A 15516-nucleotide genomic window follows, 5' to 3' on the forward strand; every position below is an offset into this window, starting at 1 on the left:
GCCTGCCGGGGCGGCACCCAGTGTCTGGCATTCGCTGCGCGGTGAGCGCGCCAACCCATCTCGCGTCGGGCCGTTCGTTCCGACAGGCAAAAAATTGGAAATTCGCTGTGACCACATTTAGTAAAACGCCGCTTCTTGACACGATTCACACGCCGGATGACCTGCGCAAGCTGAAGGTCGAGCAGGTGCGGCAAGTCGCCGACGAGCTCCGCCAGGAAACCATCGACGCGGTGTCGGTGACCGGCGGCCATTTCGGCGCTGGCCTCGGCGTGGTCGAACTGACCACCGCCATCCACTACACCTTCGACACCCCGCGCGACCGACTGATCTGGGACGTCGGCCACCAGGCCTACCCGCACAAGATCCTGACCGGACGCCGCGACCGCATCCGCACGCTGCGCACCGGCGGCGGCCTCTCCGGCTTCACCAAGCGCACCGAGAGCGACTACGATCCGTTCGGCGCCGCGCACTCCTCGACCTCGATTTCGGCCGGCCTCGGCATGGCCGTGGCGCGCGATCTCTCCGGCGGCAAGAACAACGTCATCGCCGTGATCGGCGACGGCGCGATGTCGGCGGGCATGGCCTATGAGGCCATGAACAACGCTGGCGCGATGAACTCGCGCCTGATCGTGATCCTCAACGACAACGACATGTCGATCGCCCCGCCGGTCGGCGCGATGAGCGCCTATCTGTCGCGCCTTTACTCCGGCAAGACCTACCGCTCGCTGCGCGAGGCGGCCAAGCAGATCAACAAGCATCTGCCGAAGGTGCTGGCCAACCGCGCCAATCGCGTCGAGGAATATTCCCGCGGCTTCATGATGGACGGCGGCACGCTGTTCGAGGAGCTCGGCTTCTACTATGTCGGCCCGATCGACGGCCACAATCTCGACCATCTGCTGCCGGTGCTGAAGAACGTCCGCGACATGGAGACCGGGCCGATCCTGGTTCACGTCGTGACCCAGAAGGGCAAGGGCTACGGCCCGGCCGAGGCCTCCGCCGACAAGTACCACGCGGTGGTCAAGTTCGACGTCGCGACCGGCACCCAGGCCAAGGCCAAGCCGAATGCGCCTGCCTACCAGAACGTGTTCGGCCAGAGCCTCGTCAAGGAAGCCGAGAGGGACGACAAGATCGTCGCCATCACCGCGGCGATGCCGTCGGGCACCGGCGTCGACATCTTCAACAAGGCGTTCCCGGACCGCACCTTCGACGTCGGCATCGCCGAGCAGCACGCGGTGACCTTCGCCGCCGGCCTCGCCACCGAAGGCTACAAGCCGTTCTGCGCGATCTACTCGACCTTCCTGCAGCGCGGCTATGACCAGGTGGTCCACGACGTCGCGATCCAAAGCCTGCCGGTCCGCTTCGCGATCGACCGCGCCGGCCTGGTCGGCGCCGACGGCGCGACCCATGCCGGTTCGTTCGACAACGCCTATCTCGGCTGCCTTCCGAACTTCGTGATCATGGCCGCCGCCGACGAGGCGGAAATGGTTCACATGGTGGCGACGCAGGTTGCGATCAACGATCGCCCGAGCGCGCTGCGCTATCCGCGCGGCGAAGGCCGCGGCGTCGAGATGCCGGAAGTCGGCGTTCCCCTGCCGATCGGCAAGGGCCGCATCGTCCGCGAAGGCAAGAAGGTCGCGCTGCTGTCGTTCGGCACCCGCCTCGCCGAGTGCGAGAAGGCCGCCGACGAACTCGCCGCCCACGGCCTCTCCGCCACGATCGCGGACGCGCGCTTCATGAAGCCGCTCGATGAAGAGATGATCATGAAGCTCGCGCGCGAGCACGAGATCCTGATCACCATCGAGGAAGGCTCGATCGGCGGCTTCGGCTCGCATGTCATGCAGTTCCTGTCTGACAACGCCATGCTCGACAGCGGCATGCTGAAGTTCCGCTCGATGATTTTGCCCGACGTGTTCCTCGACCACGACTCGCCGGCGGCGATGTATGCCCGCGCGGGTCTCGACGCCAAGAGCATCGTTGCCAAGGTGTTCGAAACCCTCGGCAAGGACTACAAGACCGAGACCGTCAAGCTCGCGTAATCGTTCCACCTCTCCCCACCGGGGAGAGGTCGGATCGCGCAAGCGATCCGGGTGAGGGGGTGAGGCCCCATGGAAGAACATAACCCCTCACCCGCGCCGGAGCCTGTCATCGGGCGCGCCTTTGGCGCGACCCGGTGGGCGCGACCTCTCCCAATGGGAGGGGTTCCAAGTCGATCTCATCCTAGGCAAGTCCATGAAAATCTATCTGGCAGGTCCTGACGTGTTCCTGCCGGATGCCGTGGAGATCGGTCGCCGCAAGGCGGAGGTTTGCGCCTATCACGGGCTGACCGGGCTGTATCCGCTCGACAACGGCATCGATCCCGCTGCCGCCGGCGCCTCTCTCACCATCTTCAAGAGCAACGAGGCGATGATGGAGTCTGCCGACGCCATCATCGCCAATTTGACGCCGTTTCGTGGCCCCAGTGCCGACGCAGGCACCGTCTACGAACTCGGCTACATGGCAGGACGCGGCAAGCTGTGCCTCGCCTATTCGAACGATCCGACGTCCTACGCCAATCGCGTGGCGCGGCTGAGCCAGGTCGTGCCGGCATCCGACGGACGCCTGATCGACGCGGAGGGGCTGACGGTGGAAGAGTTTGGATTGCCGGACAATCTGATGATGATGCACGCGCTCGATCTGCACGGCAGTCCGCTGGTGACGCCGCGCGAGCCGTCGGCTGATCTGTGGCACGACCTCACCTCCTTCGAGGCCTGCGTGCGGCTCGCCGCCACGCAGCGCCGTCAGGGCGCCAAGTGACCAAACAAGTGACCAAGCCGGGCGACAACGACAACGACGCATCCGCCGGCAAGCGCATCGACGTGCTGCTGGTCGAACGCGGCCTGTTCGAAAGCCGGGCGCGGGCGCGCGCCGCGATCGACGCCGGCCTCGTGACCGCCGACGGCAAGCCGATTGCAAAAGCGTCCGAGATCGTCGCGCCCGGTGCCACACTCACGGCCGAGCCGGCGCATCCCTATGTCTCGCGCGGCGGCGTCAAGCTCGCCGGCGCGCTCGAGCATTATCCGATCGATATCGAGGGCCACGTCTGCCTCGATGTCGGCGCCTCGACCGGCGGCTTCACCGAGGTGCTGCTCGCCAATGGCGCGAGCCTGGTGTTCGCCATCGATGTCGGCCACGGCCAGCTGCATCCCTCGCTGCAGGGCCATCCGAAGATCGTCTCCATGGAGGCGACCGACATCCGGAATTTCGAGGGCAAGCGCCTGCCGGCGCGACCCGACATCGTCGTGATCGATGTCAGTTTCATCTCGCTGAAGCTGGTGCTGCCGGTGGCGCTGTCACTGGCGGCCGCGCCGATGCATCTGTTGGCGCTGATCAAGCCGCAATTCGAGGCGGCGCGCAAACACGCCAAGCGCGGCGTCATCCGCAACGCGATGGTGCACCAGGAAATCTGCGACGATATCGCAGCCTTCGCCGCCTCGCTCGGCTGCACCGACATCCATGTGTTCCCGTCCTCCATCACCGGTGGCGACGGCAATATCGAATTCTTCCTCGGCGCGCGCCGTGGCTGAGCTCCTCACCATCGACCATGTCGGCCACCGCGGCGACGGCGTCGCGATCGACGGGGCGCAGTCGACCTTCGTGCCCTACACGCTCGGCGGCGAAACGGTCGAGGTCGAAGACGTCCCCGGTCAGCATCCCGACCGGCGTCGGCTGCTGCGGGTGGCGCAGGCAAGCCCGGAGCGCATCGCGCCGTTCTGTCCGCATTTCGGCGTCTGCGGCGGCTGCGCGATCCAGCACTGGAACGACGCGGGATACCATGCCTGGAAGCGCAACATCGTGGTCGAGACCCTGGCGCAGACGAAGATTGCGGCCGAGGTTGCCCCGCTGCTCGATGCCCACGGCGCGGGCCGCCGCCGCATCACGCTGCACGGGCGCATGGGCACCCATGAGGTGCTGAAGGTCGGCTTCGCCGCTGCAGGGTCACATGACATCATCCCGGTCGACCGCTGTCCGATCCTCGATCCGGCGCTCGACGGCGCGCTTGAGGCCGCCTGGGCGGTCGCCGAGCCGCTGATCTCGATCGGCAAACCGCTCGACATCCAGGTCACCGCGACCCTCAACGGCCTCGACATCGACGTGCGCGGCTCCGGCGCGCTGCCGACGAGCCTGATCACCACGCTGTCGCGCGTCGCGGAGAAACATCGGCTGGCGCGGCTGACGCGGCATAGCGAGCTGGTGCTGCAGCGCGGCTCGCCGGAGGTTGCGATCGGCAAGGTGAAGGTGGTGCTGCCGCCGGGCTCGTTCCTGCAGGCGACCGTCAAGGGCGAGGAGACGCTTGCGGCGCTGGTTCGCGAGCATTGCGGACGCGCCAAGCACATCGCCGATCTGTTCTGCGGCGTCGGCCCGTTCGCGCTGCGCCTCGCGGAGAAGGCTCGGGTCACAGCCTTCGACAGCGATGCCGGCGCGATCACAGCGCTGCAGAAGGCCGCGCAATCGACGCCGGGGCTGAAGCCGCTCAAGGCCGAAGCACGCGACCTGTTCCGCCGCCCCTTGATGCCGCAGGAGTTGCGCGACTTCGATGCCGTGGTGTTCGATCCGCCGAGACAGGGCGCGCAGGCGCAGGTCACCCAGCTGGCGGCGAGCAAGGTGCCGGTGATCGTCGCGGTGTCCTGCAATGCAGCGACGTTTGCGCGCGACGCGAAAATCCTGATCGATGGCGGCTACAGGATCGCGGGCGTCACCCCGGTCGATCAGTTCCGCCATACGCCGCATGTCGAACTGGTGGCGCGGTTTGCGCGCTGATCAGGATAAAACCGTAGGATGGATAGAGCGGAGCGAAACCCATCGCAGCGGAACGAGAATGATGGGTTTCGCTCCGCTCTACCCATCCTACGCGATCACTACCGCCCCCAGCGGTCCTGCCAGATCTTCTCGCCGATCGTGCAACTGACCCGCGGCTCCTTCTCGGCGGTCCGCACGATCGGGCGCTCGGGGGTGCGGCCGGCGACTTCGAGCAGCAGCTTGGTGCGGATCGCCTCCTTGAACTTCTCGCGGTCCTTGATCGTCACCACGAAAGAGCCCGGCCCGCCGATCACGCAATCCTCGTAGTACAGGTCGAGATTCTCGATATCCATCGTCGAGTAGGAGGGCTCCTTCACCATGATCGGCAACCCGTTGATGACGATGCCCTTGTCGAGCGCCGCATCGCGCGCAGGCGTGATCGGCGCGCCGTTGTTGTTGGGCCCGTCGCCGGAAATATCGATCACGCGGCGCAGGCCGCGATGCGGATTCTCGTCGAACATCGGGATTGCGAAATAGATCGCGCCGGAGATCGAGGTGCGCGAGGCGCGGCGCACCGGCGTCTTCATGATCTCGGCGGCGACCGCATCGGCGGATTCCGGGCCATCGATCACCCGCCAGGGAATGATGACCTTCTGATCATTGGAAGCGGCCCATTCGAAATAGGTTATCGAAATCTTGCCGTTCGGCCCGGCCTTCAGCGCCTGCAGGAAATCCTTGGAGACGATTGCCTGCGCATAGCCCTCGCGCTGGATCGCGAGCTCGTCCATGTCCATCGAATAGGAGACGTCGACCGCGATGATCAGTTCGATGTCGACGCTCGGTGTGGATTCCTTTTCCGCCAGCCGGCCGGTCTGTGGTCCCGGGCCCGGCGCGGCAACACCGGCCACATCGCCGCTGGCCAGCATGCCCGCGACAAGCACCGCTCCGATCGAGACATACCAGCGCATTGCGGCCCTCCCGTCGTATGAGCGTCATGGTGACACGCAAATCCGGCGGCGAAAAGCGCTGATATCATTTGTCCTTCACATTCAGGTTAGTCACTTGCAGGTTGGTCACTTGCAGGTTGGACGCGCTTGCAGGTTAGACATCACCTGTCTCGAATGAGACAAAGCGCGCCGTGCCGTTGCCGCAATGACGCCGTGCAATTCGACCGGTTCCAAGGCGCGCCGGAAGACGGTATTCTTACGGGGCAATCGCGAGGGAGTGCCGGGCGATGCCCGATAGCGTCGTCAAACCAAAAACCAGGACCAAGACCAAGGTCGAGCGGCCACGCCTGCACAAGGTGATCCTGGTCAACGACGACTACACGCCGCGCGAATTCGTCGTCACCATCCTGAAGGGCGAATTCCGCATGACCGACGACCAGGCCTACAAGGTGATGCTGACCGCACACCAGCGCGGCGTCTGCCTGGTCGCGGTGTTCACGAGGGACGTCGCCGAGACCAAGGCAACGCGCGCCACCGACGCCGGCCGCGCCAAGGGCTATCCACTGCTGTTCACCACCGAGCCGGAAGAGTAGCTGTAATCACCGTTCCGCCGGCCGCGCGAGCTGCGTCCGCTGGCTGGCCACAATATCGGCGACGACGGCTCCCATCACCAGCGCGCCTCCCAGCAACGCGCGGGGCGACGGCACCTCGGCAAACGCCAGCCATACCCAGAACGGCATCAGCGGGGTTTCGAGGGTGGCGATCAGCGAGGCCTGGCCGGACGGCAGGAATCTGGAGCCGATCGTAAACAGAGTGAGACCGAGACCGACCTGGCATGCCCCGAACATCGCAAGCACGCCGAGATCGGCGCCGGTGACCGCGCCGATGCCCTGCGCGAATGGAAGGCTGACGACGCTGCCGAGAACATTCGAGAGCGCCGCGGCGGCGATCATCGGGGTGCCCTTGTGCCGGCGGATCATCACCGTCATCAGCGCGATCGCCAGCGCCATGATGCATGCAAGGCCGATCCCCCGGTAGTCCGTGATGCCTTCAGCGCCGCTGACGGTGATGGCCACGCCCGCGAGCGCGACGAGGCTTGCCAGCAATGTGCCGGGGCGCGCCCGCTCGCCGAGCCAGAGCCAGGCGATCGCGGCCGCCGCAAACGGCTGCATCGCGACAATGATCGCGACATTGGCGACGCTGGTCAGTTGCAGCGCCGGAATGAACGTCACCATGCCCAGGGTCGAGAGGCTGGCCACCAGCCATCCGCTCATGGGCATCACGACGAGATCGCGCGCGCCGCGCCAGCCCTGCGTGGCGAGCAGGAACAGCGCGATCGCGCCACCGCCGAACAACCCGCGCCAGAACAGGATGGTCCAGGAATCGAAGTGCAGCAGCCGGGTGAAGAACGGCGCGGTACTCCACGCCGCCGCGGCCGCGACGACCAGCGCAATCCCGGTGCGGCGCTGCGCGTCCGTGTCAGTCACGCCGCGCCGCCGCTAGCCAGCGGCCGCGCGCGGCGCCTCGTCGAACAGGCCGTAGACCCGCTCGGCCTTGGAAAATCCGGCGATCGGAAACTCGCCGAGATCGCTCCAACCGCCGTCGCAGATGCCGGCGAAGCGCTCGGAGGCGACGACGGTGCGGCCGAGGCGGCCGGCGATCTTCTCCAGCCGCGCGGCAAGATTGACCGCCGGACCGATGCAGGTGAAGTCGAGCCGGTTGCCGCCGCCGATATTGCCATAGAGCACGCGGCCGAGATGCAGCGCGACGCCGAAGCGGAAGCGCTCGACCACATCGCCGTTGGCGAATTGCAGCGCCTCGACGCCGGCGCGGGATGCGCGCGCGGCGTCCAGTACGCGCGAGCAGACCTGCACCTCGTCGCCGAGATATTCATCGACCGGGAACACCGCGAGCAGGCCGTCGCCCATGAATTTGAGCACTTCGCCGCCATGGTCGCGGATCGCGGTGACCTGGCAATCGAAATAGAGGTTGAGGATCTCCACCACCGTCTCGGACGGCAAGCGGTCCGACAGCGCGGTGAAGCCGCGCAGGTCGGACAGCCAGATCGCCGCATCCATCGTATCGGCATGGCCGCGCCGGATCTGGCCGCCCATGATGCGCTCGCCGGCCCGGTTGCCGACATAGGTGTCGAGCAGCAGCGTGGCGGTGCGGCGCAGGGTCACAATCTCGATGTAGCGCGCCAGCGGCACGGTGATCGAGCGGATCGCATCGAGCTGCTCCTCGGTGAAGCCGCCCGGCTGCCTGGTGGTCCAGCTCGACGCATTGACGAAGCCATCGGTGTAGACCAGCGGCATCGCGACATAGTCGGTGACGCCCTCCGCCTGCAGGTCCACGACGATCGGAAAGCGTGCGCTCGCGGGGTCGTCGAGCCGCGCGCGCACTTCAAGTCCCTGCCTGAAGACGATCGACAGCGGGCTGACGGCAAATTCCGGGGAGTCCAGAATGTTGTGATCGACGGTGCCGGTTTCGACCTCCGCGCCAGGCGTCCAGAAGAAATGGCGGCCGTAGATCTCGGGATGCAGCGTGCGCACGAAGACGCCGACCCGCCACAGCGGCAAGCCGGCCCGCACCAGGCGCTCGCAGCATTCCGCCATCATCTGCGGCGGGGTCGGCGCCGACCGCGCGCCACCGATCATCCATTCGATGATGTCCCGTAGCTCCGACGCATTCATTGGCAATTCCCCGGGCGATCTGGCGACCGCCACTATATAGGGGATCAGCGCCCGGTCTGCCCGCGGTCGCGCAGAAAATGATCGGCCAGCACGCAGGCCATCATGGCCTCGCCGACCGGCACCGCGCGGATGCCGACGCAGGGATCGTGGCGGCCCTTGGTCAGGATGTCGGTATCGGCGCCCTTGCGGTCCACAGTGCGGCGCGTGGTCAGGATCGAGGAGGTCGGCTTGACCGCAAAGCGCAACACCACCGGCTGGCCGGTCGAGATGCCGCCGAGAACGCCGCCGGCATGGTTGGACAGGAAACGCGTGCCGTTGTTGCCGGTCCGCATCTCGTCGGCGTTCTCTTCGCCGGTGAGTTCGGCGGCGCCGAAGCCGGCACCGATCTCGACGCCCTTGACCGCGTTGATGCTCATCATCGCGGATGCCAGGTCGCTGTCGAGCTTGGCATAGATCGGCGCGCCGAGGCCTGCCGGCACGCCCTCGGCGACGACCTCGATGACGGCGCCGATCGAGGACCCGCTTTTCCTGATGCCGTCGAGATAGCTTTCGAAGAACGCCGCCTTGTCCTTGTCGGGACAGAAGAACGGGTTGTTGGCGATCTCGTCCCAGTCCCACTTCTCGCGGTCGATCTTGTGCGGGCCCATCTGCACCAGCGCGCCGCGCACCGTGACCTCGGGCAGGATTTTTCGCGCGATCGCGCCGGCGGCGACGCGGGTCGCGGTCTCGCGCGCGGAGGAGCGGCCGCCGCCGCGATAGTCGCGCAGGCCGTATTTCGCTTCATAGGTGAAGTCGGCGTGGCCGGGGCGGAATTTGTCCTTGATCTCGGAATAGTCCTTGGAGCGCTGGTCGGTGTTCTCGATCAACAGCGCGATCGGCGTGCCGGTCGTGACCTGCACCCCGCTCTCCGGATGCGCCATCACGCCGGACAGGATCTTCACCGCATCCGGCTCCTGGCGCTGGGTGGTGAAGCGCGACTGGCCGGGCCGGCGGCGGTCGAGGTCGTGCTGGATCTCCTCCACCGTGAGAGGGATCAGCGGCGGGCAGCCATCCACCACGCAGCCGATCGCAACCCCATGGCTCTCGCCGAAGGTCGTGACGCGGAACATATGGCCGAACGTATTGAAGGACATGGCGTGTCGTAACGCGCGCAGGCAGCGGGGTCAAACCTCGCGTGACCGCCCAGGTTAACTATACTTCTGCAGGCCCGCTGCGCCGAACACGTAGACCGCGCCCTGCTCGATGTAGAGGTCCGCGGCCGAAGCCGGGGTCTCGAAGCCGAGCGCCACCATCAGCGCCCGCGCCGTGCCGCCATGGGCGACTGCGACGGTGTCTGAGGTCACCGAGCGGTACCACTCGGTCATCCGCACCTGCACGTCGACATAGCTCTCGCCGCCGGATGGCGACACCGTCCACTTCTCGACCAGGCGGCGGGCATACACGGCGGGGTCGGCGGCCTGCGCCTGCGCCAGCGTCGAGCCTTCCCATGTCCCGTAGCCGATCTCGCGCAGCCGCGCGTCGAGGGCGTAGTCGCCGGGCGGCAGGCCGAGCTCGGCGCGGACCAGCTCCATGGTCGCGCGCGCCCGGATCAGCGGGCTTGCGACGAACGGCAGCGTCGTCTTGTCACGGCCGTCGCGTGCCAGCAGATCGGCGAGGATCCGCCCGGCATGCGCCGCCTGGGCACGGCCGCGCTCGTTGAGGCCGATGTCCTGCACGCCCTGAAGCCGGCCTTCGGCATTCCATGCGGTCTCGCCGTGGCGGATGTAGTAGATCGTTGGCACCGGCATTCGCTTCGAATATTTCCGGTCCGGAGGTACACCAGCACTTCGGCTGGCGACAAGCCCAAATCGGCCGCAGCTGAGGCGCCATGCATGCAGATCGGCGCAACCGGAATAGCCGTGACGTTAGGGTGTTATGTTTGATGAGGCGGCTAGCGCCGCGACCATCGAAGACTGGATGCATGACCGCGTTTCGTCAAAGTGTCGAAGCCATGATCCCGGCGCTCCGCCGCTATGCGCGCGCGCTGGTGCGTGACTCGGATATCGCCGACGATCTGGTGCAGGACACACTGGTGCGGGCGCTGCGCTCGGAGCGGCTGTTTCTCGGCGGCGACGTCAGGAGCTGGCTCTACACGATCCTGACCAATTTGAACAAGAACCGCCGGCGCTCGCTGGCGCGGCGGCCGGCCTTCCTGCCGCTACTCGACAACAATGCCGACGCCAGCGGCACCGAGGCCGAGGGACGCGACATCGAGCGCGCGCTGTCGACGCTGGTCGAGGAGCAGCGCTCGGTGCTGCTTCTCGTGATGCTGGAGGGCATGAGCTACCGGGAGGTCGCCGACATCCAGGGCGTGCCGATCGGCACGGTGATGTCCCGCCTCGCCCGCGCCCGCGCCCATGTCCGGGCATCAATCGAAGGCCAGCGCCCGACGCTCAGGCGGGTGAAATGATAGGCTGCGCAACAGCAGGCGTTACGATGAACGATTTTCGCACAAGATTTGGCAGAGACGAATGATATGACCGACCCGAACATCCCCGTCACCGAAGACGAGCTGCACGCTTACGTCGACAATGAGCTGCCGGCCGAACGCCGCGGCGATGTCGAGGCGTGGCTCGCCACGCATCCTGACGACGCGGCGCGGGTACAGTCATGGCGCGCGATGGCCGAGAGGCTGCATGCGCGCTACGACACCGTGCTGGACGAGGCGGTGCCGAAGCGGCTCGAGCTCGAGCGGCTGGTGCGCCAGCCGCGCCGCTGGGTCTATGGCGCGGTGGCGGCGACGCTGGCCGCCTTCATCGCCGGCGGCGGCGTCGGCTGGATCGCGCACGGCGCTGCGGCGACGCCGTCGGCCTTCCAGAGCTTCACGGTCGATGCGCTCGATGCGCACCGCCTCTACGTGGTCGAGGTCCGTCACCCGGTCGAGGTGCCCGGCAGCGAACGCGACCACCTGCAGCAATGGCTGACCAAGCGCTGCGGCTGGGACGTCCGCGCGCCGGAGCTCACCGGGCTGAAGCTGGTCGGCGGCCGCCTGCTGCCGGGGCCGAGCGGGCCGGCGTCGTTCCTGATGTATGAGAGCACGTCCGGCGAGCGCTTCACGGTCTACACCGCCAAGGCGAAGACCGATGCGACCCAGATGCGCTATGCCGTCCAGGGCAGCGACGGCGCGCTGTTCTGGGCCGATCGCGGCGTCGCCTATGTCGTCAGCGGCGGCACCGACCGCAGCCGCCTGACCCAGGTCGCGCAGGCCGTCTACGATCAGATGGAGAAGAGCGGCGGCTGATCTTCCGTAATTCTACGGAAGAAATTTCCGCGCAAACTGCGTCATGGCGGGAAAGTGAATCCGGCCTCACTCGGCGTCCCAATTCCGACATTGAAAATTTCGATTCGCGTCATTGCGGCGTCTCATTATCGCACCGGATATTCACGCGAAGATGATCTGCGCCCGATCCGCCGATCGGCGCACGCGGCCTCGATTGGGGTTTGGTACCGCGCTGGTCCCCCTCTCGAGGCCGCACTCCTCTTTTCCGCCATCCGGTCTGCACGCCACAGAACCCGGACCTCCGGCGGCCGGTCACTGTTTGACCCGCTCGCAACGCCCGCGTCTACCCCGATAGAGTCCGGGGTAGGTGCAGTTTCGCGTCTTCGTCCGTCTTTGGGGCGCGTTATCGGCGGTCAGCCAAGATCGCTGCGCGGATTATAGGGGTTTCGATCCCGCCACGTCTGCATCAATGCCTCAAGCTCGGCATCGTTCCCGTCGGGAAGGATGATCCGGGTCGTGACGTAGAGGTCGCCTGATACACCCGCCTTCGACAGCCCCTTGCCCTTGAGACGGAAGGTGCGGCCGCTGGAGGTGTTTTTCGGGATCGACAGTTCGACCGCGCTGCCGAGCGTCGGCACCCGGACCTTGCCGCCCAGCACCGCCTCGTAGAGCGTCACCGGCAGATCGATCCTGAGATCGTTGCCGTCGATCCTGAAGAACGGATGCGGCGCGATCGAGATCGTGATCAGCAGATCGCCGGGCGGGTGGCCCTGAGCGGTCTCGCCCTGCCCCTTCAGCCGGATCTGCTGGCCGGCGGTCACGCCCGGCGGAATCTTGACGTTGAGCTCGCGGCCGGTCGGCAGGCGGACGCGCTTGTCGCCGCCCCTGACCGACTCCTCCAGCGACACCGTCATGGCGACCGAAAGATCGAGGTCAACCCCGACCCCGCCGCCGTCAAACTCGAACGGACTGGACCGCCCCGCACGGCCGCCGCCACCGCCGCCGCGCGCGGCATTGCCGAACATGCTGTTGAGGATGTCCTCGAAGCTGCCGCCGCCCACGCCGCCGCCGGGTCCGCCGCGGAAGCTGTATTCGAAGCCACCCGGACCGGTACGGCCACCGGCGCCGCCGCCTGGGAAACCCTGGAAGCGCGGCTTGCCTTCGGCATCGATCTCGCCGCGGTCGAACTGCTTGCGCTTGTCCTCGTCACCGACGATCTCATTGGCCGTGTTGATCTCCGCAAAGCGGGCGGCCGCCTTCGGGTCGTTCTTGTTGTTGTCAGGGTGATGCTTCTTGGCGAGCTTGCGATAGGCGCTCTTGATCGTCGCAGCGCTGGCGCTCCGCTGCACCCCCAAGACCTCATAGGGGTCGCGCATCCGTCACGTCTCCTTCACGGGAAAAATCAGTCCTGGATGGAACCCATCGGGGCCCACTTTACCTTCATGTGGGGGCTCAGTGGCATTTTTGCAACTAGCGCCCGTCCATGATCGGCCGGCTTCTGCCGAAACTCTCAGGACTTTCTCCACGGCTTCAGGTTATGGATTTCCCACCGTCCTTGTCCACCCTTGCAGGCGGCGCCCTGTAGCCAGCTCTCAGTGACTCCATTGACATAGCTCGCGAGGAAGTCCCGGCACTGCTTGCCGTCCTCGCCCGAATAGGCCTGGGCCAGCGGCGTCACCGAGCCGCGCGCACCCGTCTCAGGGTTTTCCCAGGACTGGCTGGAATCCTTGTCGCCCTTGGTCAGCACGTCGGAAGCGGCATTGCGGGCGAAGGCAAGATCGCCCTCGGTCGGCATCGCCGCGCTGACCTGGGTTGGGTTGATCGTACCCGTCACATCCTTGTCGTCCATCTTGGCGAAAGCACCGCTGCGCGACAGGCTGCAGCCGCTGGCGCCAACGCCGATCAGAATCAATGTCACCACCGCGCCCGCGGGATGGATCGCCGATAGGCCAACGCGCCCCCATGCCCTATATAGGGCCAGTAGCGCGCTCTCGGACACGGGCGGATGCAAATCGGGACTCCTGACATGACCGACACGACCTCCATCAAACACCCGACACCGTTAACATCGGGTGATTTCACCGCGGCGGAGGAGCCGTTTGCCCTGTTCGGCGAATGGTTTGCGGAAGCGGTCAAGTCCGAGCCGAACGATCCGAACGCGATGGCGCTCGCGACCGTCGATGCCGACCGCCTGCCCGACGTGCGGATGGTGCTGATGAAGGGCTTCGACGCCGACGGTTTCGTGTTCTACAGCCACATTGCGAGCGCCAAGGGCCGCGAATTGGCCGCAAATCCTAAGGCCGCTTTACTATTCCACTGGAAATCATTGCGCCGTCAGGTGCGCATCCGGGGGCCGGTCACGCCGGTGACCGATGCCGAGGCCGACGCCTATTTCGCCACACGGCCGAAACAGGCGCAGATCGGCGCCTGGGCCAGCAAGCAGTCGCAGCCCCTGGAGAGCCGCTTCGCCTTCGAGCAGGCGATCGCAAAGACCGGCGCGAGATACATGATCGGCGAGGTGCCGCGTCCGCCGGGCTGGAGCGGCTGGCGGATCACGCCGCAGCGTTTCGAGTTCTGGCACGACCGCCCGTTCCGCCTGCACGACCGCATCGAATTCCGCCGCGACGGCGCCGGCAGCGCCTGGTCGAAGGTGCGGCTCTATCCTTGATACGACAGCCTGAAAGACACCATGTCCCCTCCTTCCAACGCGCCGCGCCGTACCCTGCTCCTTACCGGTGCCAGCCGCGGCATCGGCCACGCCACCGCGATCCGGTTTGCTTCCGCCGGCTGGCGCGTGATCACCTGCTCACGGCATGCATTTCCGGAAGTCTGCCCCTGGGGCGCGGGACCGGAAGATCACATCGAGGTCGATTTCGGCGATCATGACGACACGGTTCGCGCCATCTCCGAGATCCGCAAACGGTTGGTGAACGACGAGTTGCACGCGCTGGTCAACAACGCCGCGATCTCGCCGAAGGGGGCGGGCGGCGCGCGGCTCGGGACCATGGACACCGATATCGAGACATGGCTGCACGTGTTTCGCGTCAACTTCTTCGCGCCGATCATGTTGGCCCGCGGACTGATCGACGAGCTCAAGCACGCCAGGGGCGCGGTGGTGAATGTCACCTCGATCGCAGGCTCCCGCGTGCATCCGTTCGCCGGCGTTGCCTATGCGACCTCGAAAGCCGCGCTGGCATCATTGACGCGGGAAATGGCATCCGACTTCGGCCGCGTCGGCGTCCGCGTCAATTCGATCGCACCAGGCGAGATCGACACCTCGATCCTGTCGCCGGGCACCGAGAAGATCGTCGATCAGCAAATCCCGATGCATCGCCTCGGCACGCCGGACGAGGTCGCCAAGATCATTTACGTTCTCTGTACGGAGACCAGCTCTTACGTGAACGGTGCGGAGATCCACATTAACGGTGGTCAGCACGTCTGAGCCTGGGATGAGCCGTTATTTCGGCGAAGGAAGTTTCGAGGCGATCCCGGCCGCCGCCGCGGCCGTCACTTTGGGATTGCTTCACTTGCAGGCGTAACAAGGCAAACGAGGCTTCTGCCTCCGAGGCTTCGGCCTCTAGTCGGCGTAAAACCGACGCGACTTCTTCTCAGGCTGCAGCGCGATGTCGTTCAACGCGCTGGAGCAATCGTCTTCGTCCTCGCCATCAAGCAGCGCCGCGCCACAGTAACGGCAAAGTCTCGGCGAGATCGCCTGCACCTTGCCTGCTGCGCGGTCCTGTTGATAGCGCGCAAAGTCGATGACGTTACGCCGTGGCGTTATGATCTTCTCAACCATTGCTGTCCTCCGGCTTCGAGGCGGGCGTTATCGCAGACAAGTTTC

Annotated in this window: 17 protein-coding genes; 9 read left to right on the plus strand and 8 right to left on the minus strand. The window is 66.1% G+C overall.

Features of this window, described 5'->3' with window-relative positions:
• The first annotated feature begins 107 nt into the window (after nucleotides 1-107).
• From dxs to K359_RS0122680, 4 genes are all read left to right on the plus strand, one after another.
• Complete coding sequence (gene dxs, locus K359_RS0122665; protein ID WP_029081383.1) at nucleotides 108-2036, plus strand: 1-deoxy-D-xylulose-5-phosphate synthase; 1929 nt, start codon at nucleotides 108-110, stop codon at nucleotides 2034-2036.
• Between the two features lie 193 nt (nucleotides 2037-2229).
• Entirely contained in the window at nucleotides 2230-2793 is a 564-nt protein-coding gene (locus K359_RS0122670; RefSeq protein WP_029081384.1) for a nucleoside 2-deoxyribosyltransferase, read from the plus strand.
• Nucleotides 2790-3563 (plus strand): TlyA family RNA methyltransferase, encoded by a 774-nt coding sequence (locus K359_RS0122675; protein WP_245284691.1) that lies wholly within the window; start codon nucleotides 2790-2792, stop codon nucleotides 3561-3563. The genes K359_RS0122670 and K359_RS0122675 overlap by 4 nt, the downstream gene beginning before the upstream one ends.
• Nucleotides 3556-4797 carry a class I SAM-dependent RNA methyltransferase gene (locus K359_RS0122680; RefSeq protein WP_029081386.1) on the plus strand — a complete coding sequence of 414 codons (1242 nt, stop codon included), beginning with the start codon at nucleotides 3556-3558 and terminating at the stop codon, nucleotides 4795-4797. Before K359_RS0122675 ends, K359_RS0122680 begins: the two co-directional genes overlap by 8 nt.
• 98 nt (nucleotides 4798-4895) lie before the next feature.
• Here the strand turns inward: K359_RS0122680 and K359_RS0122685 are convergent, their stop codons facing one another.
• On the minus strand, nucleotides 4896-5744 hold the full coding sequence (locus K359_RS0122685; protein WP_029081387.1) for a DUF1194 domain-containing protein: 849 nt from the start codon (nucleotides 5742-5744) through the stop codon (nucleotides 4896-4898).
• Between the two features lie 266 nt (nucleotides 5745-6010).
• Here K359_RS0122685 and clpS point away from each other — a divergent pair, with 266 nt between their 5' ends.
• The gene (gene clpS, locus K359_RS0122690) at nucleotides 6011-6316 is read left to right on the plus strand and encodes an ATP-dependent Clp protease adapter ClpS (RefSeq protein ID WP_029081388.1); all 306 of its coding nucleotides are present in this window, start codon (nucleotides 6011-6013) and stop codon (nucleotides 6314-6316) included.
• 6 nt (nucleotides 6317-6322) lie between these two features.
• Here the strand turns inward: clpS and K359_RS0122695 are convergent, their stop codons facing one another.
• The 4 genes from K359_RS0122695 to K359_RS0122710 are packed head-to-tail and all read right to left on the minus strand — an operon-like array spanning nucleotide 6323 to nucleotide 10203.
• Nucleotides 6323-7210, minus strand: coding sequence for a DMT family transporter (locus K359_RS0122695; RefSeq protein ID WP_029081389.1), 888 nt, complete (start codon nucleotides 7208-7210; stop codon nucleotides 6323-6325).
• Nucleotides 7211-7222: 12 nt separating this feature from the next.
• The gene (locus K359_RS0122700) at nucleotides 7223-8416 is read right to left on the minus strand and encodes an adenylate/guanylate cyclase domain-containing protein (RefSeq protein WP_029081390.1); all 1194 of its coding nucleotides are present in this window, start codon (nucleotides 8414-8416) and stop codon (nucleotides 7223-7225) included.
• Nucleotides 8417-8460: 44 nt separating this feature from the next.
• Nucleotides 8461-9549, minus strand: coding sequence for a chorismate synthase (aroC, locus tag K359_RS0122705; RefSeq protein WP_029081391.1), 1089 nt, complete (start codon nucleotides 9547-9549; stop codon nucleotides 8461-8463).
• A 54-nt stretch (nucleotides 9550-9603) separates the two neighbouring features.
• Nucleotides 9604-10203: a histidine phosphatase family protein gene (locus K359_RS0122710; RefSeq protein WP_029081392.1), complete on the minus strand. Its 600-nt coding sequence runs from the start codon at nucleotides 10201-10203 to the stop codon at nucleotides 9604-9606.
• 173 nt (nucleotides 10204-10376) lie between these two features.
• On the opposite strand from K359_RS0122710, the gene K359_RS0122715 reads away from it, so the two are divergent.
• Both K359_RS0122715 and K359_RS0122720 read left to right on the plus strand, forming a co-directional pair.
• A complete protein-coding gene (locus K359_RS0122715) occupies nucleotides 10377-10865 on the plus strand; it encodes a sigma-70 family RNA polymerase sigma factor (protein ID WP_029081393.1) in 489 nt (162 codons plus the stop codon).
• Between the two features lie 66 nt (nucleotides 10866-10931).
• Entirely contained in the window at nucleotides 10932-11696 is a 765-nt protein-coding gene (locus tag K359_RS0122720; RefSeq protein ID WP_029081394.1) for an anti-sigma factor, read from the plus strand.
• Between the two features lie 392 nt (nucleotides 11697-12088).
• Here K359_RS0122720 and K359_RS0122725 read toward each other — a convergent pair whose 3' ends face one another.
• Together K359_RS0122725 and K359_RS0122730 are read right to left on the minus strand one after the other, a co-directional pair.
• Complete coding sequence (locus K359_RS0122725; protein ID WP_029081395.1) at nucleotides 12089-13051, minus strand: DnaJ C-terminal domain-containing protein; 963 nt, start codon at nucleotides 13049-13051, stop codon at nucleotides 12089-12091.
• 134 nt (nucleotides 13052-13185) lie between these two features.
• Nucleotides 13186-13593, minus strand: a complete 408-nt coding sequence (locus tag K359_RS0122730; protein ID WP_029081396.1) for an RT0821/Lpp0805 family surface protein — start codon at nucleotides 13591-13593, stop codon at nucleotides 13186-13188.
• Nucleotides 13594-13701: 108 nt separating this feature from the next.
• Between K359_RS0122730 and pdxH the strand changes: the two genes are divergently transcribed.
• Both pdxH and K359_RS0122740 read left to right on the plus strand, forming a co-directional pair.
• The gene (gene pdxH / locus K359_RS0122735) at nucleotides 13702-14343 is read left to right on the plus strand and encodes a pyridoxamine 5'-phosphate oxidase (RefSeq protein WP_029081397.1); all 642 of its coding nucleotides are present in this window, start codon (nucleotides 13702-13704) and stop codon (nucleotides 14341-14343) included.
• A gap of 21 nt (nucleotides 14344-14364) precedes the next feature.
• Nucleotides 14365-15117, plus strand: a complete 753-nt coding sequence (locus K359_RS0122740) for an SDR family NAD(P)-dependent oxidoreductase (RefSeq protein WP_029081398.1) — start codon at nucleotides 14365-14367, stop codon at nucleotides 15115-15117.
• A 135-nt stretch (nucleotides 15118-15252) separates the two neighbouring features.
• Here K359_RS0122740 and K359_RS0122750 read toward each other — a convergent pair whose 3' ends face one another.
• Nucleotides 15253-15471 carry a hypothetical protein gene (locus K359_RS0122750; RefSeq protein ID WP_029081399.1) on the minus strand — a complete coding sequence of 73 codons (219 nt, stop codon included), beginning with the start codon at nucleotides 15469-15471 and terminating at the stop codon, nucleotides 15253-15255.
• Nucleotides 15472-15516: the final 45 nt, after the last annotated feature.

Source organism: Bradyrhizobium sp. th-b2 (genome assembly GCF_000426785.1).
In the GTDB taxonomy this organism is placed as follows: Bacteria; Pseudomonadota; Alphaproteobacteria; order Rhizobiales; family Xanthobacteraceae; genus Bradyrhizobium; species Bradyrhizobium septentrionale.